The organism is Chryseobacterium sp. 27AL (genome assembly GCF_057815395.1).
This window is the reverse complement of the sequence record NZ_JBYRIW010000001.1, coordinates 971,658-996,165: the sequence shown is the minus strand read 5'-3', so window position 1 is coordinate 996,165 and position 24,508 is coordinate 971,658. Positions and strand designations below refer to the sequence as shown.

Here is a 24,508-nt window from a genome sequence, read left to right as displayed (position 1 = left end):
TATTAGCGAATGAAACTTTAAGGCTTTTTAAAGCAAAAAATTAAAACAACATATGAAAATATTAGTTTGTATTAGTAGTGTTCCCGATACTACTTCAAAAATTAACTTTACTGCGGATAAATCCGCATTCGACAAAAACGGAATTCAGTGGGTAATCAATCCTTTGGATGAATTTGCCTTAACAAAAGCAATTAAACTGCAAGAGTCACAGGGAGCTACCGTAACGGTAATCAATGTGGGGGATGCAGCCACAGAGCCCGTTATAAGAAAAGCATTGGCTATTGGTGCTAATGATGCTGTAAGAGTAAATCTTGATCCTAAAGACAGCTTTTCAACAGCAAAAGAAATTGCTGCTGTAGCACAAAACGGAGGTTATGATTTAATTCTTTGTGGTAAAGAATCCATCGATTACAACGGAGGTTCTGTTCCGGGAATGGTTGCCCAGTTATTGAATCAGCCATTCGTAAATGCATCTGTAGGTTTAGATGTGAACGGAAGTGAAGCAACTGCCGTAAGAGAAATCGAAGGAGGTAAGGAAACAATTTCTGTAAAGTTACCGGCCGTCATTGCCGGTCAGAAAGGATTGGTTGATGAAAAAGATCTGATTATCCCGAATATGAGAGGAATCATGTCTGCAAGAACAAAACCTTTGCAGGTAGTAGAGCCGTCTTCTTCTGAAGTGAAAGTTCAGGGTGTTTCTTATGACAGCGTACCTCCAAGAGCTGCCGTAAAAATGATTTCTCCTGATAATCTGGATGAATTGGTAAGATTACTTCACGAAGAAGCGAAAGTGATCTAATTATTATGGCTAAGGCTGAGTTTGAGGTTTAATTTTATAAATCTTAGCCTAAACCTAAACCTTTAATTTTTAAAATTCAAAAAAATGGCAGTATTCGTATACGCAGAAAATATAAACGGAGTTTACAAAAAAGCAGCTTTTGAAGCAGTTTCTTATGCTAAAGCTGTAGCAGATCAGACTGGAGATACCGTAACAGCAATCTCTGTAAACCCAACCGATGCTTCAGATGTATTGTATAAATACGGAGCATCCAATGTAATCAACATCAAAGACGAAGGTCTTAAAAGTTTCTCGGCTAAAGCTTATGCGCAGGCAATCAGTGAAGTGGCAAACGGAAATATCATCATTTTTCCACACACCACAGATGCTTCTTCAATTGCGCCTATGTTGGCTGTGATGAACGGACATTCTTTAATTACCAATGCTCTGGATGCTCCGGAAAGTCTTTCTCCGTTCCAGGTGAAAAGAAGAGCTTTCTCAGGAAAAGGCTTCATGCATGCAAAAGCCGAATCGGCAGGTGTGATCATTACTGTTTCACAAAATGCTTTTGGAGTAAAGGAAAATCCTGTTTCAGGATCAGAAGAAGTGAAAAATCTTTCTGTTGCCAATGAAGATACCAAAGTAATCTCTCACGAGCAAAGCTCAGGAAAACTTGACCTTAAAGAAGCGGAAATCGTAGTTTCTGCTGGAAGAGGTATGAAAGGGCCTGAAAACTGGGGAATGATCGAAGATTTAGCTAATGTATTAGGCGCCGCTACAGCATGCTCCAAACCGGTTTCCGATATCGGATGGAGACCTCATACGGAGCACGTTGGGCAGACCGGTAAAGCGATTTCTCCGAATTTATATATTGCAGTAGGTATTTCAGGAGCTATTCAGCACCTTGCAGGAGTAAACTCTTCAAAAACTATTGTTGTTATTAACAGTGATGCGGAAGCTCCGTTCTTCAAATCAGCCGATTATGGTGTGGTAGGAGATGCTTTCCAGATTATTCCTGCATTAACAGAGAAAATTAAGGCATTAAAAGGATAAGAGAAGTCAATTGTGAATGGTCAATTCGCTAAGCTTGTCAATTTTAATTATTATTTAAATTAAAAATTCACTTGCAAAGCAAAATTGACTCATAAAAAATAAATTCACAATTCACCAATTATAATAACTCACCTATAAAAGCCCCTTCCGGGCTTTTATTTTTGTCTAAAAAGTAAAAAAAACTTTCAAAAATTAATCTATATTTGTACTTATGGATTATAAACAGCTAATTATTCGCGGAATATCGTACAGCCAGACCCAATCAGGAGCGTACGCATTGTTATTGGAACATGAAGAAACACATATAAAATTACCTGTTGTTATAGGAAATTTCGAGGCACAATCCATTTCTCTTGGTCTGGAGAAAGATATACATCCGCCTCGTCCGCTTACACACGATTTATTTACAAAATTTATAGTTTCTGCCAATTATGAGCTGGTTTCTGTTATCATTTACCAGATCGTAGACGGCGTTTTCTTCTCAAATATTAATTTTAAAAATAAAACCAACGAAGAAGAACTGATTCTGGATGCAAGAACGTCTGATGCGGTGGCGATGGCCGTAAGGTTTGATGCGCCAATCTTTACCACTCAACAGGTATTGAACGAAGCAGGAATTCTTCTGGAGCTGGAAGATGTAGCCAAAGAAGAAGAGTCATTTTCAGAAACAGTAAATACTGAAGACAGTCTCAGATCGGTTTCAATGGAAGAACTTCAGAAATTACTGGATGAAGCCGTAAAGGAAGAAGATTACGATACGGCCCTGGAAATTCAGGAAGAAATCAAAAGGAGGAAAAAGAAAATTGACTAGTGATATAATATAAAAGATGAATTTAAAATTACGATTGATCATCCTCAGCTTTCTGCAGTTTGGAGTTTGGGGTGCCTACCTTACCTCCATGGGTAATTATCTGGGCTCAGTAGGGCTGGGTTCTAAAATAGGACTTTTCTATGCGATGCAGGGGATTGTGTCGATTTTTATGCCTGCTATCATGGGTATCATTGCAGACCGGTGGATTCAGGCTCAGAAACTTCTCGGTATTTCGCATCTTCTGGCCGCTGTCTTTTTGATTTGGGCAGGATATTACGGGATGTCAGCGGGTGAAAATGTAGAATTTTCAAAGCTGTTTATTCTTTACAGTTTAAGTGTGACTTTCTATATGCCGACGATCGCCCTTTCCAATTCTGTGGCATACACGGTTTTAGTTAATAATAATTTTGATACAATTAAATCGTTTCCGCCAATTCGTACACTGGGAACAGTAGGATTTATTTGTGCTATGTTATTCGTAAATTTTGCCGGAATTCAGAATGGAAGCCTGAAGTTCAACTTTTCGAACGATACAGACTTTCCAAGTTTTCAACACAGCTACAGCCAATTTTTCGTTTCCGGTATATTAGGTATAATACTATTCTTTTATTCATTTACCTTACCAAATTGTGAAGTAAATAAAAGCAACGAAAAAAGAACTTTATCTGATGCACTTGGCCTCAAAGCTTTTGCTTTATTCAAAGAGAAAAAAATGGCAATTTTCTTTATATTTTCAATGTTTCTCGGTGTTTCATTACAAATCACGAATGGATATGCAAATCCTTTTATAACCAGCTTTAAGGCAATTCCTGAATATGCAGATACCTGGGGATCCAACAATGCGAATGCTCTTATTTCCCTTTCACAGGTATCTGAAACACTTTGTATATTACTGATTCCATTTTTCCTGAAAAGATATGGGATTAAAAAGGTAATGCTGATGGCAATGTTTGCATGGTTCTTAAGATTCGGATTATTCGGTCTTGGAAATCCTGGCGGAGGTGTCTGGATGTTTATCCTTTCCATGATTGTATATGGTATTGCATTCGATTTCTTCAATGTGTCAGGTTCATTATTTGTTGACAAAGAAACTGATAGAAGCATACGATCAAGCGCGCAAGGTGTATTCATGATGATGACCAACGGTTTTGGAGCGACAATAGGAATGTTAGCTGCACAGGAGGTTGTCAACCATTATGTTTTCTCACAGACAGATCCTTCCTTACAGCTTGCAGGATGGCAAACTTCCTGGTATATTTTTGCCGGATATGCATTAATTGTAACTATTGCCTTTGCGATTGTTTTTAAACACAAGCACAATCCTGAAGAAATTTCGCAGATAAAACATTAACTTTTATTATTGATAATTAATATATTAGATTGCACTTTCAAAAAAAGTGCAATTTTTTATTTTTTGAGGCAACTATTTAATCAAAGTTCCGTCTTATAGATAGAAACAGATACATGAAGCATTTAGAAGAGAATTTTAAACTGGCAAAAAAGCAGGATCGAAAAGGGCAGAAAGCACTTTACGAAATGTTTTCGGCGAAAATGCTGGCCATTGCAAACTCTTATATGAATAATATTCATGATTCCGAAGATATTGTAATGAATTCTTTTTTTACCTGTTTTTCAAAAATTGATGAATGCAGAGAGTGGAAAAGTTTTCCGTACTGGCTGAGGAAAATTGTTGTTAATAATTCCATAAATCTGATCAGGAAAAATAAAAATATTCTTTACTCCGATATAGAAATACAGAACCTTGAATACCCGGAGGACCATTGGGATGAAGATATGGAAACTGTGGATCTCAACGAAATTTTTTCCAAAATGCCCGATGGTTACAGAATCATTTTCAATCTTTATGTTTTTGAGGAAAAAAAGCATCATGAAATTGCAGAAATACTGAATATTTCTGAAGGTACAAGCAAAAGCCAGCTAAGCAAATCCAAAAAATGGATCACTGATTTTTTAAAGAAAAAAAAGGATGAAAAACAATACATTAAATAAATTAAAATCAGACTACGAAGAGCTTGAAAGAATGCCTTCTTCCGATTTGTGGAGCAGACTGGAAATTAAGTTAGGAGAAGAATCTGCAAAAGCCACAGAAAAGCCTTTTCATTGGTGGAAATATGCAGCGGTTATATTGTTTTTTATTTCTTTGGGCAGTATATTATATTTCAATTCGCGGAAAAATGAGTTCAGTTACAAAAACACCGACTACGCTGTTAAGAAAGTTTTAAACCCAAAAGTTAATCCAATAAATCCTGAATTTCAAAACCCCAAAGGCATATCACAAACCAATCCTGTTGAAGATCATACTATAAAAATTGCCACTGAACCCCAGAAAAAACCTTCTGAACCGGTTCCGGTTTCTAAAAATGAAAGCAAAATAACCATTGCAAAACTTTCGGACATTAGGACACAAAACGTAGAAATAACTCCAGATGAAAAAATTAATATAAAACCTCCGAAAATTGAAAGCGGTGTCCCGGTAATTGCTGAAGTTAAAAAGACGAAGCCTACTTATATCAACTCAAATGAGCTCCTTTTAGGAAGAGAATTTGATAAGTCAACGGAAAATCCTTATAAAAAAGATATAAAAATTGGAATTTTTAATTTCGATAAACCGCGGCCCAATGTTGAGAATGTAACCGTACTCGGAGTAACCGTCTATGTAGATTCCAAATAAACAAATATTATTTTTTAATTAAAAAGATTGTTCAAAAGATGATCAGTACTAAAATATTGTCTAAAAATTAATATACATGAAAACTAAAATTGCCCTAATGAGTGCTTTCATGGCCTTTTCATATTCATTTGCACAAGAAACTCCGAATATGAATGCTTCCATGAAGAATTATTCAAAAATGATTGACAGCATCGTAGTTTCTGAAAAAATAAAAATGAATAAGGAGCTCGATGGTGTTGATCATGATTTTAAGCAAAACAAAATTACCAGCGATGAAAAACAAAAGTTGAGAGCAGATATTGCCTCAAAATATGAAGAGACAATCAATGAAAAAATAGATGCTCATAAAACCGAATTTGAGGAATTTACCAGACAGGCTGTGAAAGACGCCGTTTTAAAGCCTTTGGATTCACTGCATAAAGATAAAAATCAGATTGTTTTCGGTCTGGGCGGTGTATCAATACGTATGGATGGAGATAAAAATAAACCATCGGACTATCTTCGTACGTGGCAATACGTGGTAGCATTGGTGGGAACCAGCTACACCACTAAAAATAAACCTTTTGCATTTTTAAATAATAATTCGGAATTTAAAAATACAGTATTCAATTCCGGAATATATATGGTGAGATATGAAGGTCAGCTCGGAAGCTTTACAAGCCCTTTTTTTTACCGGTTAGGACTTGGCTACCGTTGGGATCAGTCGAAGGCTAAATACGGAAAAACGTTTACCCAGGAAAATCTGACGCTGGATACCAAAGAATTTACAAAAGGAAATCTGAAAGATACTTATATTAACAATCATTATCTTTTTGTTCCTGTCGATTTTAAATTTGTTCTTAACCCCAAATATATTGAACATAACGGTACAAAATACTTAAACAACAGAGTAAGCCAGTTTTCTATTGTCGCTGGTGTTTACGGCGGTGTAAGAATCGCCAGCAACATTTATAACAGATATTCTAACGATTACAGTAAAAGGATCGTTGAAAGAGAGTCTATCAATCATGGAGTGAATGACATTATTTTTGGAGGAAAATTAGGAATAGGATATGCAGGATTTAATGTGTTTATTCAAAAAGATTTTACGCCAACATTTAACAATAATGCAAATCTCAGAAGCAAATATGGACTTCAGATCGGAATAGAGTTATTAAATGCAAGTTTTTAATTATATAATGATTTTCATTTTATATTACATAATAATTAAATTTTTATTAATTGTTTTATCATTCATGAATGATAGCTGAATAAAATTTACTTTTTAAACACACTGATTATAAGTGTGTTTTTTTTTGTATTTTGGCATTTTAAGAATTATGAAAAATATTCAGTTATTAGGTGTACTATTGGTGGTTGCAGGAAGTTTTCTGCCGCTGGTTCATGTTCCCATAATTGGAAATTGGAACTACTGGAAACTTGATCATTTTCTTGCCATTGCATGCTGGATTCTTGCCGCCGGATCTCTTTTTGGGGTAGTAAATAACAGTATAAAAACGGCAAAGATTTTCGGCGTTTTGCTGGTTATTTTATTTGTCTTTACCTTATTTGCAATAAAGCTTCAGGCTTCTGAATATTTCAGTTTTATGCCTTTTAAATCATGGCAGGATAAGCTTGCGGGCATAGTAAAATTAAGATGGGGCTGGATTGTAGAGTTCCTGGGAGCTTTTATCATTCTTCTTGCTCCAATAAGAAAAAAGTAATCGATTCTTGAAATAATAAAGATTAATAGAAACACATAAATATTTTGTGAAATTAATAATCTGAAAGGTATATTTAAATTAAAAATAGAATTATAAAAAAAATAGAATTATAAAAATGAAAGAAGTATTCATCGTTTCCGCAGTAAGAACTCCGATGGGAAGTTTTTTAGGAAGTTTAGCAGCTGTACCGGCTACGAAGCTGGGCGCTGTTGCCGTAAAAGGGGCATTAGACAAAATCAGTCTTGATCCGAAGCAGGTTCAGGAAATCTATATGGGAAATGTTTTGCAGGCCGGCGAAGGACAGGCTCCTGCACGTCAGGTAGCATTGGGAGCGGGACTTTCAAATGAAACACCTTCTACAACCGTGAATAAAGTTTGTGCTTCAGGAATGAAGGCCGTTACGATGGCTGCACAGGCCATAAAAGCAGGCGATGCCGATGTAATCGTGGCCGGAGGTATGGAAAATATGTCTTCCGTTCCTCACTATTATAATGCCAGAAATGCAACAAAACTGGGCGATGTAAAAATGCAGGACGGAATGGTCTTAGATGGCCTTACAGACGTTTACAACAAAGTACACATGGGTGTTTGCGCTGAGAAATGTGCTACTGATTACAGTATTTCCAGAGAAGAGCAGGACAATTTCGCAATTGAGTCTTATAAAAGAGCTGCCAAGGCTTGGAGTGAAGGAAAGTTTGCTGATGAGGTTGTACCGGTAGAAATTCCTCAGAGAAAAGGAGAACCGATTGTTTTTGCTGAAGATGAAGAATTTAAAGCAGTAAATTTCGACAGAATTCCAACGCTTCCTACTGTTTTCAAAAAGGAAGAAGGAACAGTAACCGCAGCAAATGCGTCTACGCTTAATGACGGAGCATCTGCATTAATTCTTGTTTCTAAAGAAAAAATGGAAGAATTAGGTCTTAAGCCGCTGGCAAGAATCGTTTCTTATGCCGATGCTGCCCAGGCTCCTGAAGATTTTACCACAGCGCCTTCAAAAGCACTCCCTATAGCTCTTAAAAAAGCAGGCTTGTCACTTACGGATATCGATTTCTTTGAATTCAATGAAGCGTTTTCTGTTGTTGGTCTGGCTAATAATAAGATTTTAGGATTGGATGCTTCTAAAGTGAATGTAAATGGTGGAGCAGTAGCTATTGGACACCCGCTTGGAAGTTCAGGTTCAAGAATTATCGTTACATTGATCAATGTATTAAAACAAAATAACGGTAAGTATGGAGCTGCTGCGATCTGTAACGGTGGTGGTGGTGCTTCGGCAATCGTTATAGAGAATATGCAATAAAATTTAGCATTAAAATATTTTTTAAATCCAGAAGTTATGCTTCTGGATTTTTGTTTAATTGATCAGGACCTCAATTCCAATTTTAACAAAACAATAAAATTTCTCCCAAGCGAAATAAAATCTCTGAATATTCATTCGTTTTCCTATTTTTGTGCTACTAATATTATTTGAAATGTCTGAAATTGAGAATCTGCAAACTCAAAATATAAAAAATAACCCGAAGATCATGAAAGCCTGGGCGGTGTACGATTGGGCCAATTCGGTGTATTCTTTAGTGATTACTTCTACTATTTTCCCAATATATTATTCTATTCTTACCACTGCGTATGAAAAGAAAGAATATGTACAGGAAACAAAATCCTATATTGATGTCCCTGTGAGGCACATGATCACGATTTTCGGAAAAGAATATCAGCCTGATGCTGTCTATGGGTATTCGCTCACAATCTCTTTCTTTATCGTTGTTTTATTATCACCATTTCTGTCTTCATTAGCAGATACGATCGGGAATAAGAAATCATTCTTACAGTTTTTCTGTTATCTGGGGGCAACTTCATGTATGGGATTAGCAATGTTTACAGGAATGCACAATGTCTTTCTGGGTTTACTTTTCAGCATTACGGCAAGTGTTGGGTTCTGGGGAAGTCTTGTATTTTATAATTCATTCCTTCCGGATATTGCTACCCGGGATAAGCAGGATGCACTTTCCGCGAAAGGCTATGTTTACGGATATATTGGTTCTGTCGTTTTGGTTATTATTTGTCTGGTGTTAATTCAGGTGGTAGCCAAAGGAAATCCTGAAAAACAGTTATTGTTTACCAGAGTAAGTTTCTTATTAACAGGAGCTTGGTGGTTTGGTTTTTCACAATATACTTTCAAGCATTTACCCCAGTTTGGAGACGTGAAGGAAAAGCTTCCAAAAGATCTGGTATTGTTAAATTATAAAAACATATTTAAAAAACACGAAGAGCAGGGTGGTTTTTTTGAGGTTTTAAAGGACAATCTTTGTTTCTATAAAGATATTGGTAAAGAAAGTTTTAATGAACTTTTTAAAGTAGGAAAAGAACTTTTTAAACACAGAAACCTGAAGTTTTTCTTGTCAAGTTTTTTCTTTTACAGTGTAGGAATGCAGACGATCTTCCTGATGGCTACTTTATTTGGTAAAAGCGAAATCAACCTTCCTCAGGATAAATTAATCGGAACTTTATTGGTAATTCAGATTGAAGCGATTATCGGGGCGGTAATTTTTTCCAGATTATCAAGGAAAATAGGGAATAAAAATGTGATCTCCATTGCTGTTATATTATGGATTGTTGCATGTATCTGGGCATATTTCCTTAATAAGGAAAATCCTACGGTAGAATATCAGTTTTATGGTGTGGCAGCTGTAGTAGGTTTGGTGATGGGAGGTCTTCAGGCTATGTCGAGATCTACCTATTCCAAGCTTTTACCGGAAAACTCTATGGAAAATACTACATTTTTCAGTTTTTATGATGTACTCGAGAAAATAGCGATTATTGTTGGAACATTTGTTTTTGCATTATTTATCGATAAATATGATTCCCTAAAAGAGATTTTCGCTAAAATAGATATCATACTGCCATCTGCTTCGGGAATGAGGTTTGCAGCATTTTCAATGGCAATTTTCTTCTTCGTAGGTTTAATTCTTATAAGATTTTTAAAGCTTACTCCACCGAAAAATAATTAGACAAAATATTCACGATAATAAGACGCTCATGGAAGCGTCTTTTTTTATACTGCTTTTTATTGCTTTTAATGTTTTTAGTTATAATTAAATAATGATTATTTCAGGCTTTTTTATTAACTTTAACATAAAATAACAACTTTTTACAATATTTTAAAAGAGACAGTTTGCTTAATGTTAAAATATCTTAGAATTCGGCGCGGGTTTTGCTCATATTCAACAGAATAATTTTACATTTGCAAAAAATTTATTTACATTAAATGACAAACCCACTATTTTACGCGAAAATTCTTTTGTTCGGAGAATATGGAATCATTGAAGATTCCCAAGGTTTGACATTACCTTATAGTTTTTATAAAGGTACCCTCAAGTTTTCATCATTAGATTCCGAATTTGAAAAAAAATCTAATGAACACCTTCAAAAATATGCCGGCTATCTGGAAAAACTGGAGCTTCCGGAAACTTTTGAATTAAATGTTTCAAAGTTTAAAGAAGAAATTTCTTCAGGGCTATTTTTTGACAGTAATATTCCGCAGGGATATGGAGTGGGCAGTTCAGGTGCACTCGTAGCAGCTATTTTTGAGCGATATTCTATTTCAAAACATGAGCCGGAAAATATTTCAAAGGACGAATTAAAAAATCTGAGACATGTTTTTGGTTTAATGGAAAGCTATTTCCATGGTAAAAGTTCTGGAATAGATCCGTTAATCTGCTATATGAATCTCCCGATTCTTATTGAAAGTAAAGAAAGTGTTGATAAAGTTGCAATTCCTGCAAGTGAAGCTGGGAAAGGTGCTATTTTCCTTATTGATTCCGGCATGACTGGCGAAACAGGACCAATGGTACAGATTTTCTTCGAAAAAATGAAAACTGAAGGTTTCAGAAAAACGTTGAAAGAAGAATTCATACGCTATAATAATGCTTGTATTGATGCATTTTTGAAAAAAGATATGAACCCTTTCTTCAGAAATCTAAAAAAACTTTCACACTGGGCATATGAACATTTTCGTCCGATGATTCCGGAAAGTCTTTTTAATGTATGGAAAAAAGGACTGGATTCTAATGCTTATTATTTAAAGCTCTGCGGAAGCGGTGGCGGTGGTTATATTTTAGGTTTTACCAAAGATTACGAGAAAGCAGAAAAAATGCTTGATGGCTTCAATAAAGAAGTGATTTACAGATTCTAAACTGTTGGAAATGAATTCTGAAAAAGAAAATTTCCAGGAGAAAAAATATATTAAAAAATCTTTTATTTACAGATTATCACAATTTGTGGGCTTTCTTCTGGGAGCTCGTTTTTTTGTTGCTGCACTTCTTACTTTTGCGCTGTATGTGTCTACTTTTTTCCTTTTTAATCAGGATGAGAGCTTCAGAAAGTTTGTCTTTGATTTTAAGGTTCACGGAATCATTTTCTGTACAGTACTTACGATTTTAGCCGGAGGAATCATCAATCAGTTCTACGATTTTGAAAAGGATCATATTGTAAAGCCCTTCAGAACAAGAATCCAAAGCTTTATTAACCAGAAATATTTCCTTTATGCCTACCTTGTTCTGAGTGTAATTTCTTTGAGTGTAGCATGGATGATCTCACACAAAGTTTTCGTATTTTTTATTGTCTACCAATTTTTTATGTGGTTTTACAGTCATAAGCTGAGCCGTATTTTAATTCTCAATAATCTCACTTTTGTAAGCCTTACCTTATACCCTTTCTTCGGAATGATGGTATATTACGAAACATTTTCAAAGAAAGTTCTTTTAATGGCGGTTTTTCTTTTTCTGGTATTGCTATGTATTGATATCGTGAAAGATACTTTAACAAAAAGCGTAGATAAAGCATTTAGTTATACGACCATTCCCAATTATTTTGACAGTAAAACGGTTAACGGAATTATTGTTTCGTTACTTATAACAACGATGATTGTATCAATGAAGCTGATTCTCCGCACAGGAATTTCAGGATTTATGGCTTATTATTTTGCTGTTGGACTTTTTGTCTTTATTCTTTGTATTTATCTCATTATGAACCATTTTAGGAAGAACAAATTCCTCACAATTAATATTCTTAGATTCTGGGTTTTTCTAGGAATTATTTCTATGCTTTTAAGTGGCTTGGAAGGCAAATTATAGAGAATTTTCTTTAAAAAAACTAAGGTTATTCTTACCTTTGCAGAACCTTAAATTTAAATAAGTAATGCCCATTTTTAACGATACTAAAATCGCATTTGCAGATAAATCTGATGCACAGTTAAGAAAAGCGTATTGGATGTTCAAGATGATCGAGCAGCCTTCACTCACCAAAGTTGGAACTTCCGTTCTTAATTTTTCCGTTCATAATAACTTTCCTTTCGTAACCGGAATTGTAAAAAACACTTTATTTGAGCAGTTTTGCGGCGGTGAAACTCGTGAAGAAAGCATGAAAGTGGTAAAACAGTTATTCAAAAGAGGGGTCGGGAGTATTTTCGATTATTCCATTGAAGGTAAGGAAGATGAGAAAACATTTGATGCTGTCTGCAGAGAGATTAAAGATATCGTAAAATTTTCTGTTGGAAACCCGGCGATTCCTTTTATTGTTTTTAAACCTACTGCTTTCGGAAGAATTGATCTTTATGAAGCTGTTGGCAATAATAGAGAATTGACTTCAAGCCAGAAAGAAGAATGGCAAAGAGTTATTAAAAGATTTGATGAGGTTTGTCAACTATGCCACGAAAATGACAAAAAAGTAATGGTGGATGCTGAAGAAACCTGGATGCAGGATGCTGCAGATTATCTTTGCGAAGAGATGATGGAAAAATACAATCAGGAAAAGCCGATCGTTTGGAATACCATCCAGATGTACCGCACCGGAAGATTGGAATATATGGAAGAACATCTTCAGAGAGCAAGGGAGAAAGGATATTTTATTGGTTATAAGATCGTTCGTGGTGCTTATATGGAAAAAGAGAGGGCACGAGCAGCAGAAAAAGGTTATCCTGACCCGATACAGCCGAATAAGGAAGCTTCCGATAAAAATTATAACTCAGGAATTGATTTTGTGATGAATCATCTGGATAAGGTTTCTGCTTTTTTTGGAACGCATAATGAAATTTCTTCCGAGCTTGTCATGGATAAGATGAAGAGTAAAAGCCTTGAAAATGGCAATTCTCATGTCTATTTCGGACAGCTTTACGGGATGAGTGACAATATTACATTTTACCTTTCAGATAAAGGATATAATGTGGCAAAATACCTTCCGTACGGACCTGTAAAAGATGTTGTTCCGTACCTGACAAGAAGGGCTCAGGAAAATACTTCTGTTGCCGGTCAGACCGGAAGAGAGCTTGGTCTTATTAAGAAAGAACTTGAAAGGAGAAAAAATAGCAGATAATTTTCTGTTTTAAAAATATTGATAGAACCTTGCAGATTGCAAGGTTTTTTTTATATGCTATATTTCTGGAACACCTTTTATGGCTCAAAACTTTCGAATTTCCCATTTTCGTAGAAAATTACAATACGTTTTATTGTACTTCCTTGATTTTCAGAAGTTTGTTTTAAATTTGCAGGATTATAATTTTCTAATCGCTGAGAATCGTTTATTTTCTCCTGTCCTTTACTTTGGGACGATATATACGATTCTCCGGGAGTTTCTTTAAACGGCATAATTTCATTTTCATCTGCTCCAAAATCATCATCTTCATTCATCATTGTAAAAAGATCGGGAAGAGATGTTGGTTTAGACTTTTCCTCATCTGCGAACTCCGGCGATTTATCTTCTGTTACTTTAATCTCAGGTAAATCCGATTTGAGCATTTGACCTTCACCTGTCACGAGCCAGTCCCAGAGAATCTCCGGAAAGCGTGATTTTATTTTAATGATAAATTCCAGAGATGGTTTATTCCTTCCAGAGGTAACATGAGAAATAGAAGATCGCTGCACATCAATCTCATCAGCAAACTCAGAAGGGGTAAGTCCTGAATAGTCGATAACCTTGGAAATTCTTTCATTTAAACTCATAAACTATGCTTTATAATCACTTTACAAATGTAAAAATAAAATTTACAATTGAAAAATACAAAAGTAAACGACATTAAATTTTGTTTGTATACAAATGTTAATTAATAACTCTCTTATTTTCAAAATATTATACTAAAAACAATATGACGCAAGATTTTTTATTTAACAAACTTTCAACATCTTTCAATAAAACTCTTTAAGCTTCAAGTAATACATGAAGTAGACTAATTAATAATTAATTAATCATATTTTACAACTGTTTTACCTGTATTCATAGGCAATAACAGTCTTTTAAAAGACAAAATAGGGTAGGGTTGTTGCAAATATCTGATAAACTGATAAATCACTTAGAAATGGCCTGATTTTAAAAATTGAAATGTGTGTAAGGTACCATTAATAGGGAACCTTAGAAATACTATTTAATATTAAATCAAAAAAGTTTTTCATTTATTAAATAGAAGTTACATTTTTAATAATGGGTAAAATATTATTCAAAAAACGAATTTAAACTTCTAAATTATCAACAATTCACATTTGTATATTATATTATTTTTCAAATTTTCCACAGCTAAACTTGTTTAACATAATTACAAGCAAATGTCAAAAACTATTGTTTTATGGTATTAAAGTAATATTCAAATTAATATTTAGATAAAACTTTCAACTTATTCATTTTTAATTATATAAATATATGACATTAAATTATTATTAATCCACAATTTTATCCACAGACATTTTGACAATTTACATTGTTTAATATTGTTACAAATGTTAATTTTATTATTTGTTGAAAAATTGATTAAATTTGACTCTTGTAAATTACTACACAATGAATTTTGAACAGATTTATCAGTCGAATCCTAATTTCCCATATCGTTATATTTCCCCGGAAAAATTATTTTCTTACTTACAGACGAATTACAGCGATTATATTCAAGAGATTGGAACATCATATTTGGAAAAGCCTATTTACCAATTCTCAATAGGAAATGGGAATATTAATGTACTTGCATGGTCACAGATGCACGGAAACGAATCAAATGCTACCCATGCAATGCTTGATCTGTTATTTACATTGGATAAAGCTCCTGAACTAAAAGCCGAACTGCTTGATAAAATAAAGCTCGATTTTATTTTTATGCTAAACCCTGACGGGTCTGAAAAATGGACAAGACTAAATGCCTCCGAGATCGATCTCAACAGAGACTTTCACAATGAAGCGAGCAAAGAAATCATCATTTTAAAAGAAGCTGTTTTAAAGAAAAGCTATGACTATGCTCTGAACCTTCATGAGCAGAGAACGATTTTTACAACAGATGGAATTCATCCTGCTACATTATCATTTTTAGCACCTTCAGAAAACGTTGAACGTACCGTTACTGAAAACAGAAAGAAATGTATGGCTGTAATTGCCAATGTATACAATCATCTTAAAGAAATAATCCCTCACCAGATCGGGAGATATTCTGATGAATTTTACCCTACATCTACGGGTGATAATTTCATCAGGGCCGGAATGCCAACGATTCTTTTCGAGGGCGGACATTTTATTGATGATTATGCGAGAAAAGAAACCAGGAAATACTACACCATTGCTTTATATTTTGCACTGAAAGCGATAGGCGAACTTAATTCCAGTACAGAGAACTGGGAAGCATATCTGGAAATTCCTGAGAATAAAGAGACTCATTATGATATTATTTACCGAAATGTAAAGCTGAATACCGATCATGAATGTGTATTGGATATTGCGGTACAATATGCTGAAATAAAAGAAGAAGGAAAAGACGATATCTCGTTTATCCCTTTTGTTATGGAAGTGGGAGATGTTAAGAAACGAAAAGGATGGCAGGAAATAGACTGCACGGGCAAAAGATTTGTTTCTCCTACCAAATATCCCAAGCTGGATACAGAGGTAAATTTTACAATAGAAGACTAAAAAAGCGGAGCACCGGTTCCGCTTTAGTTTTTATGCTGATAGCTCTTAATTTTTTTAAATCAAAAGCTATAAGTGTTTTAAATAACAGTTTTTAGTTAACCACCTTAATTCCGTTGGCTACAAATCTGATCTCTTCTTTCGGAGTGGTAATAGCATCAATTTCAGACTGAGGTTTTTTGGCATCTTCCGCATAATGCTTTTGTTCATCTACAGAAGTTACTTTTCTTTCTGCAGTACCTTCTAATACTACATTTTTACCTTTCAAAGCAGTTGGAACGAAGAAAGCGTAATCTTTCATTTTAACAAAGAACTGAGAATTGTCTTCCGTCTGAATTGTCAGCCAGCATCCTTTTTTATCACAAACATCTGTTACCTTTCCTTTTACGGCAACATTTTCGACTTTCTTATTGTCTTTTTTCAGCTTTTTGCTTAGCTTATCTACAGAGATGGCTTTCGATTCTGCCTTTGAGGCAACTCCGCTGCCATAAGTATCACCTACAAGAGCATTTCCAGCCGGTGGACCGAATTTTTTTGATTCCTGTGCAAGAGCTACAGTGGAAAAACTTACTGCAACTGCCAATAATAATGATTTGAATTTCATTTTTAATATTTTTTCCAAAAATACTAATAAAATCTGAATGATAAATCACTGAAAACTTGATAAAAAGCAGGTTGTTTTTCGGACGGTAGATTTCTGATTTTTAACGCAACGCGCGCAAGGAATAGGCAATCATCCTTCATAGTTCGTTCGCAAAGGCGTTTCACTTAACGAAGACATTACGCATAATACACTGCTATCATTTGCTGAACAGAGTGCCTTCGCGCTCAAAGAATATCCTCATTGTTATTCAATAACCCTTGCGCTCCTTGTGTTAAAAATCCGCGCGTCCCAATTTTTAGCGCAAAGTTCGCTAAGAAATGGATAATCATCCTGCATAATTCGTTCGCAAGGGCGTTTCACTCAGCAAATGATAGCAGCATATTATACTTAAGGCCTTTGCTGAATAGAATGCCTTAGCACTCAAAATATGCTCCCTCGTTATTCAAAAAAACTTGGGAACTCAGCGTTAAAAATATTCATAATGCATAATTTTTAACGCAAGACCCACAAAGAAAATTAATCAATGATCCCGCAGAAATCCGTTCGCAAAGGCGTTCCACTCAGCAAAGGCGTTACGGATAATACACTGCTATCATTTGCTAAATGAAATGCCGTTGCGCTCAAAAAATAGTCACAAAATTATTCAACAAATCCCAGCGTCCTTCGCGTAAAAATACTCATGAGGCATAATTTTTAACGCAACGTGCGCAAGGAAATAGGCAATCATCCTGCATATTTTCCGTTCGCAAGGGCGTTGCACTCAGCAAATGATAGCAATGTATTATACTTAAGCATTTGTTGAGTAGAATGCCTTAGCACTCAAAAATATACTCCCTCGTTATTCAAAAAAACTTGCGAACTCAGCGTAAAAAAATACTCATAATACATAATTTTAACGCAACGTCCACAAAGAAAAATAATCAATGATCCCGCAGAAACCCGTTCGCAAAGGCGTTCCACTCAGCAAAAACGTTATGCATACTACACCTATCATTTGCTGAATGAAATGCCGTTGCGCTCAAAAAATATCCTCATCGTTATTCAATAACCCTTGCGCTCCTTGTGTTAAAAATCCGCGCGCCCCAATTTTTAGCGCAAAGTTCGCAAAGAAATGGATAATCATCCTGCATAATTCGTTCGCAAGGGCGTTTCACTCAGCAAATGATAGCAGCATATTATACTTAAAGCCTTTGCTGAGTAGAACGCCTTCGCTAACGGAAAATATGCTCCTTTTTATTCAATAAACCTTTGCGCACGTTGCATTAAAAACAATTAAGACAACTCCGTCATAATTTTAAAACAAACTAATCCTATAATTATTTATATTTGAAGCCTATACTTCACTATGCAGAAAAAACTAAAACTTTGGGATGCCATTATGCTGGTAATGGGTTCAATGATCGGAAGCGGAATATTCATTGTAAGCGCTGATATGATGCGCAACCTCGGATCGGGCTTTTGGCTGATTGTTGTCTGGGTCATAACAGGAATCATGACAGTTGCTGCAGCGATAAGCTACGGTGAGCTTTCAGCTTTATTTCCTAAAGCAGGCGGACAATACACTTATCTCAAAGAAATCTTCGGCAGAAGAATGGGATTTTTGTACGGATGGGGACTTTTTACAGTAATCCAGACCGGAACGATTGCTGCTGTGGCTATGGCTTTCGGTAAATTTACCGCCTATCTGGTTCCGGCATTAAATGATGCGGCCCCGATATTTCAAAGTGGTGAATTTAAAATCACATGGATCCAGATACTGGCCATTGCGATCATCCTCTTGCTTACATACATCAATACAAGAGGAGTGGAAAGTGGTAAATTGCTTCAGAACGTTTTTACGGGATCAAAGATTATTGCATTGTTGGGACTTATTGCTGCAGGATTTATTCTGGTAGACATTTCTCATCTTGCTGAAAATTTCAGCTTCGGATACGAATCTTTTAATAATCTTAAAAAAGATATTTTTGGTAATTTCCTGAAAGAAGGTTGGGAGCCTATCGGCGGAATGACCCTTTTAGGTGGAATTGCCGCAGCGATGGTAGGCTCGGTATTCAGTTCCGTAGCATGGGAAAGCGTAACGTTTGTATCGGGAGAAATCGAAAATCCGAAAAAGAATGTGGTGAAATCAATGATCTACGGAACAACAGCCGTGATGATTCTTTATATTGCCGTTAATTATGTATATCTGAATGCGCTCGACAGAGACTCCATTGCCTTCGCCGAAAATGACAGGGTAGCCGTTGCCGCTTCACATTTCATTTTTGGAAGCGCCGGAACCGTTATCATTGCTATTCTTGTGATGGTTTCCACGTTTGGATGTAATAACGGACTGATTCTGGCGGGAGCAAGGGTTTTTCAGACCATGGCAAAAGACGGAATGTTCTTCAGGCAGGCCGAAAAGAACAATAAAAATGAGGTTCCGGAAAATGCACTCTGGATGCAGGGAATCTGGGCTTCATTATTATGCCTTAGCGGGCAGTACGGAAACCTTCTCGATATGATTTCCTTTGTCATTGTTTTATTCTATATGATTACCGTTTTCGGGGTTATTTATTTAAGATTTAAAAAACCTGATCTGGAAAGACCTTACAAAACATGGCTGTATCCTGTGACGCCTGTTATCTATTTGTTAATAGGAACGGTCTTCTGTATTTTATTGCTCATCTACAAGCAGCAGTATACATGGCCGGGCTTCGTGTTGGTGCTACTTGGGCTTCCGGTGTACTATTTTATCAACAGGAAAAATCCGCAGCCGTAATCCCGTCACGATTCCAAATGTGGATTAAATCATCCTTTATTAAGTGTTTTTTAACCCATTGTTTTAGAAGGCAATACGTAAAGTTTATATTCAAAAAACAACATTTTACTGACAAGTCTTTCAACTCCTGCGCAAGAGTTGACAAAAACCTAAGCAAGAGTTGCCTAACTCTTAAGCACAAGTTGCTCAACTCTTAAGCAAGAGTTGGTAAACTCTTAAGCAGGAGTTTGACGGATCATAAGCAGGGGTTTAAAAATGAAGGGTAAATCTGGAATTTCTGTAGTAAAGAATTTATTTTTTCAGGAGCTTAATCTTGCTTTCCGCTGTATCTTTTGGGTTACGGCCTCCGCTTGGCTCCGGCCGCAACCCAAAAGGATGCCGCTGCAATCAAGGCTAGGGTATTGGTGGGTACTATGAATAGCAGACATAAAATATTGATAGCAAATAAAATTGATATAAGCAGATTTACCAATACTTATTATCTATAAGTCCATCGCCTTATATTTTTTGTTTATAAGTAATTATGCTTATATTTGCAGAATGATAGCGGTCATTACCGGAGATATTATAAATTCACAACAAGCGGATACGGAAGTTTGGATCACCAAACTTAAAAATCTTCTCGAAAACTGGGGAAGTGCTCCCCATACATGGGAAATCTACAGAGGAGATGAGTTTCAGTTTAAATGCAATATCGACGAAGTATTCTGGCGTTTCTTAGCCATAAAATCATTAATCAAAAGCCAGGAAAATCTGGATGTAAGAATGGGCATCGGTATCGGTGAAGAAAATTTCTCTTCCGATAAGATCACGGAATCCAACGGAACGGCGTATGTTCATTCCGGAAGACTTCTCAACGATCTTAAAAATGACGGCCATACGGTATCTGTAAAAACCTCAAATGATTCTGTAGACCGGGATCTTAACATTTTACTGAAATGGTCATCTAAAGATTTTGACAACTGGACGATGGCGACGGCAGAGATCATTCACGAAATGATTATGAATAAGGAAATCACGCAGGAAGACCTTGCGAAAAAGTTTGCGATCTCACAGTCCTCGGTAAGCCAGAGACTGAAGCGTGCCAACTACGAATTAATAGTGGAAACCAATCAGTACTTCAAAAAGAAAATTTCAGAACTCTAAGCATGATTTTTATTAAACTCATATTGGCACATTTACTTGGAGATTTTATTCTTCAGCCAGATTCATGGGTTGCAGACAAAGAAAGCAAAAAACTGAAAAGCGTGTATCTGTACATTCACGTACTGATCCATACCGTTCTAAGTCTCATCTTTCTTTGGGATATTCAGCTTTGGTGGGTAGCCGTTTTAGTAGGTGTGTCCCATTTTATTATTGATGCCGCAAAATTGAGTTTTCAAACCATTCAGAATAAGAAAAGCTGGTTTTTTGTTGATCAGGCTTTGCATGTATTGGTTATTACAGGAATCTCTTTTTATTATAATGAGTTCAACTTTAATTTTCTGAAAGATATTAATATATTAAAAATAGTAGGAGCAGCTTTGTTTTTAACGACGCCTGCTTCTTTAATCATAAGGATATTGCTGTCATCATGGACACCCGCTCCGGAAACAGTTGGTAATATCCAAACCGACTCTTTATCAAATGCTGGAAAATATATAGGAATTCTGGAACGTCTTCTTGTATTTACTTTTATTATGGTAGGACATTGGGAAGGAGTAGGTTTTATGGTTGCCGCAAAATCGGTGTTCAGATTCAGCGATCTTGCACAGGCCAAGCAAAGAAAGCTCACGGAATATGTACTCATCGGTACGCTTCTCAGCTTCGGAATGGCAGTTTTAACAGGAATAGTAATCAAATAAATATAAATCTAATAAAGACAATTTAGAAATGGAAAAGAAAGAAATGTTGTACGAAGGTAAGGCAAAACAAGTATTTGCAACCGACAATCCTGATCAGGTAATCGTGCGTTTCAAAGACGATGCTACTGCATTTAATGCTCAGAAAAGAGGATCTGTAGATCTTAAAGGAGAAATGAACAACGCGATCACGACTCTTATTTTTGAATATTTAAATGAAAAAGGGATCAAAACTCATTTCATTAAACAATTGAACGAAAGAGAGCAGCTGGTAAGAAAAGTATCAATCATTCCTTTGGAAATGGTGGTAAGAAACTATTCTGCCGGGAGTATGGCTCAGAGATTAGGAGTAGAAGAAGGAATCAAATCTCCGGTTACTATCTTCGATATCTGCTATAAGAAAGATGAGTTGGGAGATCCGCTTATCAACGATCACCACGCAGTTTTCTTAGGTGCGGCTACATATGAAGAGCTTGATGAAATGTATGAGCTGACTTCAGACATCAACGAAATCCTGATTGATCTTTTCGACAAAATGAATATCATCTTGGTTGATTTTAAAATAGAATTAGGAAAAACTTCAGACGGCGAAATCATCTTAGCAGATGAGATCTCTCCAGACACTTGCAGACTTTGGGACAAAGATACGATGAAGAAGCTGGACAAAGACAGATTCAGAAGAGATCTTGGCGAAGTTACTGAAGCGTATGTGGAGATCTACAACAGATTGAAACAAGCTTTAGGTAAATAATTATTAGGCTAGAAGCCAGAAGTTCGATGCTGGAAGTTTATCGGCAAAAAAAGGAGTTTAGTTGTAAACTTCAGACTTCAAGCTCCCAGCTTCCATCATCAAAATTTAGAAAAAATAGAAATGAAAAGTTTAGACATTCATAAAAGTGAATATTTAAAACAATTTGAAACACAGACCTACGGAAGAAATCTTTTCAGAACGCAGGAAGAAGAAAGACTGGACGCCCCGAATGAGGAGTGCGGTATCTTCGGAATGTATTCTGATAATGATCTTGATACGTTTTCACTTTCACAGTTCGGGCTTTTTGCATTACAGCACAGAGGCCAGGAAGCATGTGGTATTTCTGTTTTGAAAAACGGAAAAATTACCAATATGAAAGATGAGGGTCTCGTTTTGGATGTTTATAAAGAGATCCCGGATCCTGAAACTTTTATGGGAAATTCTGCCATCGGGCATACCCGCTACACGACTGCAGGAGATAAGAAGAAATATAACTTCCAGCCTTTCTTTGCGAAGAATGAATATGATCAGATTATTCTTTCGATAGCGCACAACGGTAACCTCACCAATGCAAAAGAGCTGAAGGCAGAACTGGAAGCGGAAGGAGTAGTATTCAGGGCAACATCCGATTCTGAGGTGATCTTAAGACTCATCCAGAAAAATCTTGATTTGGGTCTTCGTGGCGCTATCAAGATGACCATGGAGAAGATCAAGGGAGCGTATTCGGTTGTAGGAATGACGAGAAATAAATTCTTTGCTTTCAGAGATTTCAACGGGATCAGACCTCTTGTGTTGGGAGCAATAGATGAAAAATCTTATGTTGTTGCATCGGAGTCTGTGGCGTTGGATGCTGTAGGCGCTCAGTATGTTCGTGATATCTTGCCGGGGGAAATCGTTTATACCAACGAAAATGAGCCGGGAAAACTTCATTCATACATGGCTGATGAAGAAAAAGGAAAGCAAAGAATCTGTTCATTCGAATATATTTACTTTGCAAGACCCGATTCTTCGCTTGAAAATATCAATGTCTACGAAATCAGAGAAAAATCAGGTGAGAAGATCTGGCATCAGGCTCCGGTAGAAGCAGATGTAGTTATTGGAGTTCCGGACTCAGGAGTTCCTGCTGCAATTGGTTTTGCCAAGGCTTCGGGGATACCTTTCCGTCCTGTTTTGATTAAGAACCGGTATATCGGAAGAAGCTTTATTGTTCCTACTCAGGAAATGAGAGAAAGAGTAGTAAATCTTAAGCTGAATCCTATTATTTCAGAGATTAAGGACAAAAGAGTTGTTATCATCGATGATTCTATTGTTCGTGGTACTACTTCCAAGAGACTGGTTAAGATCTTAAAGGATGCCGGTGTTAAAGAAATACATTTCAGAAGTGTTTCTCCACCAATCATTGCGCCTTGTTATCTTGGAATTGATACGCCTTCCAAAGACGATCTTATTTCTGCCAATATGACGACAGCAGAACTCAGAGATTATTTGGGTGTAGATTCATTAGAGTTTTTAAGTGTTGAAAACTTAAAAGAGATTTTAGGCTCTGCCAATCACTGTTTCGGATGTTTCACAGAACAATATCCTGTAGGAAAAGGAGAAGAGATTGAGTTATTTAATTAATAATAACTTTTAAATAAGTCAAAAGGTCAGGTTTCATTATAAAACCTGACCTTTTTCGTATTGAAATCAAAATTGTTTAATTCCTAGAATTTAAATGCTAAACCAACCTGGAAAAGGTTGTTTCTGATAGCGTCAGAGTTACTTGGTCTGTCTTTAGCAATATCAGTAAGACCTGCAACGTATCTAGCTGTAATACCGATATTATCTGTAAAGTAATATCCTGCACCAAGACCGATACCAAAGTTAAATTTGTTTAAGCTGTCTTTGTAGTCTCCAGATTCATTAATTGTATTGTTATCTGTTTCATTCTTTAATTTATTCTTTGCATTAACCATGAAACCGAATTCAGGACCTGCCTCTACATAAAGATTTGGAATGATGTTATATTGTAACATTACCGGAACAGTAATATAATCTAAATGTCTTGCGCTAGAATAACGTGTTCCTGCGATAGTTTGGTCATATTTATCTCCATATTGAGAGTATAAAACCTCCGGCTGAACACTGAAAGAAGTAGCTACCGGAATGTTTGCAAATACACCTGCGTTAAAACCAATTTTAGATCCCTGATCATCTAATCCGCTTTCATTTGTTAGGGAAGATACGTTCATACCTGCTTTAATACCAAATGCTACAGGTGAAGCAGATGAGGTAGAAGTGGTTGTTGTAGTCTGAGCAAATGCTAATGAACCAGCTGTAAGAGCGATTCCTAAGATTAACTTTTTCATAACTTTAATTTTAATAATTTACTTTTTCTAATTTTAAATTTTACTACTGTCAAACTTATTTGACGGGGAGTATCTTTCAAATTGCTTGCCAAAAAAATAAAGCATGATAAAAGTCAGTATAAAAAGCCCTTCTTTATAGAATACTTAATTTTTTATTTATCTGATAATTAAATATTTATGGAATAATTTGAACAAGCGTTTAGAAATAATCTAAATTGACAATTTTGTCAAAAAAGTGAAT

22 protein-coding genes are annotated in these 24,508 nt (G+C 35.8%); 19 read left to right on the top strand and 3 right to left on the bottom strand.

Annotated elements, in window-relative coordinates:
* Window positions 1-52 precede the first annotated feature (52 nt).
* From AC3WV0_RS04360 to AC3WV0_RS04300, 13 genes are all read left to right on the top strand, one after another.
* Window positions 53-799 (top strand): electron transfer flavoprotein subunit beta/FixA family protein, encoded by a 747-nt coding sequence (locus AC3WV0_RS04360; protein ID WP_488844307.1) that lies wholly within the window; start codon window positions 53-55, stop codon window positions 797-799.
* A gap of 84 nt (window positions 800-883) precedes the next feature.
* A complete protein-coding gene (locus tag AC3WV0_RS04355) occupies window positions 884-1,831 on the top strand; it encodes an electron transfer flavoprotein subunit alpha/FixB family protein (protein ID WP_488844305.1) in 948 nt (315 codons plus the stop codon).
* Window positions 1,832-2,042: 211 nt separating this feature from the next.
* On the top strand, window positions 2,043-2,642 hold the full coding sequence (locus AC3WV0_RS04350) for a bifunctional nuclease family protein (RefSeq protein ID WP_488844303.1): 600 nt from the start codon (window positions 2,043-2,045) through the stop codon (window positions 2,640-2,642).
* A gap of 16 nt (window positions 2,643-2,658) precedes the next feature.
* Window positions 2,659-3,993 (top strand): MFS transporter, encoded by a 1,335-nt coding sequence (locus AC3WV0_RS04345; RefSeq protein ID WP_488844302.1) that lies wholly within the window; start codon window positions 2,659-2,661, stop codon window positions 3,991-3,993.
* Between the two features lie 113 nt (window positions 3,994-4,106).
* Complete coding sequence (locus tag AC3WV0_RS04340) at window positions 4,107-4,652, top strand: RNA polymerase sigma factor (RefSeq protein ID WP_488844300.1); 546 nt, start codon at window positions 4,107-4,109, stop codon at window positions 4,650-4,652.
* Window positions 4,630-5,334, top strand: a complete 705-nt coding sequence (locus AC3WV0_RS04335) for a hypothetical protein (RefSeq protein ID WP_488844298.1) — start codon at window positions 4,630-4,632, stop codon at window positions 5,332-5,334. Before AC3WV0_RS04340 ends, AC3WV0_RS04335 begins: the two co-directional genes overlap by 23 nt.
* A gap of 76 nt (window positions 5,335-5,410) precedes the next feature.
* Window positions 5,411-6,505 (top strand): hypothetical protein, encoded by a 1,095-nt coding sequence (locus tag AC3WV0_RS04330; RefSeq protein WP_488844297.1) that lies wholly within the window; start codon window positions 5,411-5,413, stop codon window positions 6,503-6,505.
* 148 nt (window positions 6,506-6,653) lie between these two features.
* Window positions 6,654-7,037 (top strand): hypothetical protein, encoded by a 384-nt coding sequence (locus tag AC3WV0_RS04325; protein WP_488844295.1) that lies wholly within the window; start codon window positions 6,654-6,656, stop codon window positions 7,035-7,037.
* A 115-nt stretch (window positions 7,038-7,152) separates the two neighbouring features.
* Window positions 7,153-8,334, top strand: a complete 1,182-nt coding sequence (locus tag AC3WV0_RS04320) for an acetyl-CoA C-acyltransferase (RefSeq protein ID WP_488844293.1) — start codon at window positions 7,153-7,155, stop codon at window positions 8,332-8,334.
* Between the two features lie 172 nt (window positions 8,335-8,506).
* Window positions 8,507-10,042 (top strand): MFS transporter, encoded by a 1,536-nt coding sequence (locus AC3WV0_RS04315; protein WP_312901151.1) that lies wholly within the window; start codon window positions 8,507-8,509, stop codon window positions 10,040-10,042.
* Window positions 10,043-10,299: 257 nt separating this feature from the next.
* Window positions 10,300-11,226, top strand: coding sequence for a mevalonate kinase family protein (locus AC3WV0_RS04310; RefSeq protein ID WP_488844291.1), 927 nt, complete (start codon window positions 10,300-10,302; stop codon window positions 11,224-11,226).
* Window positions 11,227-11,236: 10 nt separating this feature from the next.
* Complete coding sequence (locus AC3WV0_RS04305; RefSeq protein WP_488844289.1) at window positions 11,237-12,166, top strand: UbiA family prenyltransferase; 930 nt, start codon at window positions 11,237-11,239, stop codon at window positions 12,164-12,166.
* 64 nt (window positions 12,167-12,230) lie between these two features.
* Window positions 12,231-13,403 carry a proline dehydrogenase family protein gene (locus AC3WV0_RS04300; RefSeq protein ID WP_488844288.1) on the top strand — a complete coding sequence of 391 codons (1,173 nt, stop codon included), beginning with the start codon at window positions 12,231-12,233 and terminating at the stop codon, window positions 13,401-13,403.
* Between the two features lie 77 nt (window positions 13,404-13,480).
* On the opposite strand, the gene AC3WV0_RS04295 is transcribed toward AC3WV0_RS04300, so the two are convergent.
* Window positions 13,481-14,029: a helix-turn-helix transcriptional regulator gene (locus AC3WV0_RS04295; RefSeq protein WP_488844286.1), complete on the bottom strand. Its 549-nt coding sequence runs from the start codon at window positions 14,027-14,029 to the stop codon at window positions 13,481-13,483.
* Window positions 14,030-14,858: 829 nt separating this feature from the next.
* On the opposite strand from AC3WV0_RS04295, the gene AC3WV0_RS04290 reads away from it, so the two are divergent.
* Entirely contained in the window at window positions 14,859-15,968 is a 1,110-nt protein-coding gene (locus tag AC3WV0_RS04290; RefSeq protein WP_488844285.1) for a M14 family zinc carboxypeptidase, read from the top strand.
* 91 nt (window positions 15,969-16,059) lie between these two features.
* Here AC3WV0_RS04290 and AC3WV0_RS04285 read toward each other — a convergent pair whose 3' ends face one another.
* A complete protein-coding gene (locus AC3WV0_RS04285) occupies window positions 16,060-16,569 on the bottom strand; it encodes a DUF4920 domain-containing protein (protein ID WP_488844283.1) in 510 nt (169 codons plus the stop codon).
* Between the two features lie 1,345 nt (window positions 16,570-17,914).
* Between AC3WV0_RS04285 and AC3WV0_RS04280 the strand changes: the two genes are divergently transcribed.
* The 5 genes from AC3WV0_RS04280 (at window position 17,915) to purF (ending at window position 23,539) form a co-directional block, all read left to right on the top strand.
* A complete protein-coding gene (locus AC3WV0_RS04280; RefSeq protein ID WP_488844281.1) occupies window positions 17,915-19,327 on the top strand; it encodes an APC family permease in 1,413 nt (470 codons plus the stop codon).
* Window positions 19,328-19,867: 540 nt separating this feature from the next.
* Complete coding sequence (locus AC3WV0_RS04275; protein WP_090000815.1) at window positions 19,868-20,473, top strand: SatD family protein; 606 nt, start codon at window positions 19,868-19,870, stop codon at window positions 20,471-20,473.
* Between the two features lie 2 nt (window positions 20,474-20,475).
* Window positions 20,476-21,171 (top strand): DUF3307 domain-containing protein, encoded by a 696-nt coding sequence (locus tag AC3WV0_RS04270; RefSeq protein ID WP_488844279.1) that lies wholly within the window; start codon window positions 20,476-20,478, stop codon window positions 21,169-21,171.
* 28 nt (window positions 21,172-21,199) lie between these two features.
* Window positions 21,200-21,919: a phosphoribosylaminoimidazolesuccinocarboxamide synthase gene (gene purC, locus AC3WV0_RS04265; protein ID WP_042722941.1), complete on the top strand. Its 720-nt coding sequence runs from the start codon at window positions 21,200-21,202 to the stop codon at window positions 21,917-21,919.
* 120 nt (window positions 21,920-22,039) lie between these two features.
* Window positions 22,040-23,539 carry an amidophosphoribosyltransferase gene (gene purF / locus AC3WV0_RS04260; protein ID WP_090000817.1) on the top strand — a complete coding sequence of 500 codons (1,500 nt, stop codon included), beginning with the start codon at window positions 22,040-22,042 and terminating at the stop codon, window positions 23,537-23,539.
* Between the two features lie 83 nt (window positions 23,540-23,622).
* On the opposite strand, the gene AC3WV0_RS04255 is transcribed toward purF, so the two are convergent.
* Window positions 23,623-24,267 carry a porin family protein gene (locus AC3WV0_RS04255; protein WP_090000818.1) on the bottom strand — a complete coding sequence of 215 codons (645 nt, stop codon included), beginning with the start codon at window positions 24,265-24,267 and terminating at the stop codon, window positions 23,623-23,625.
* Window positions 24,268-24,508: the final 241 nt, after the last annotated feature.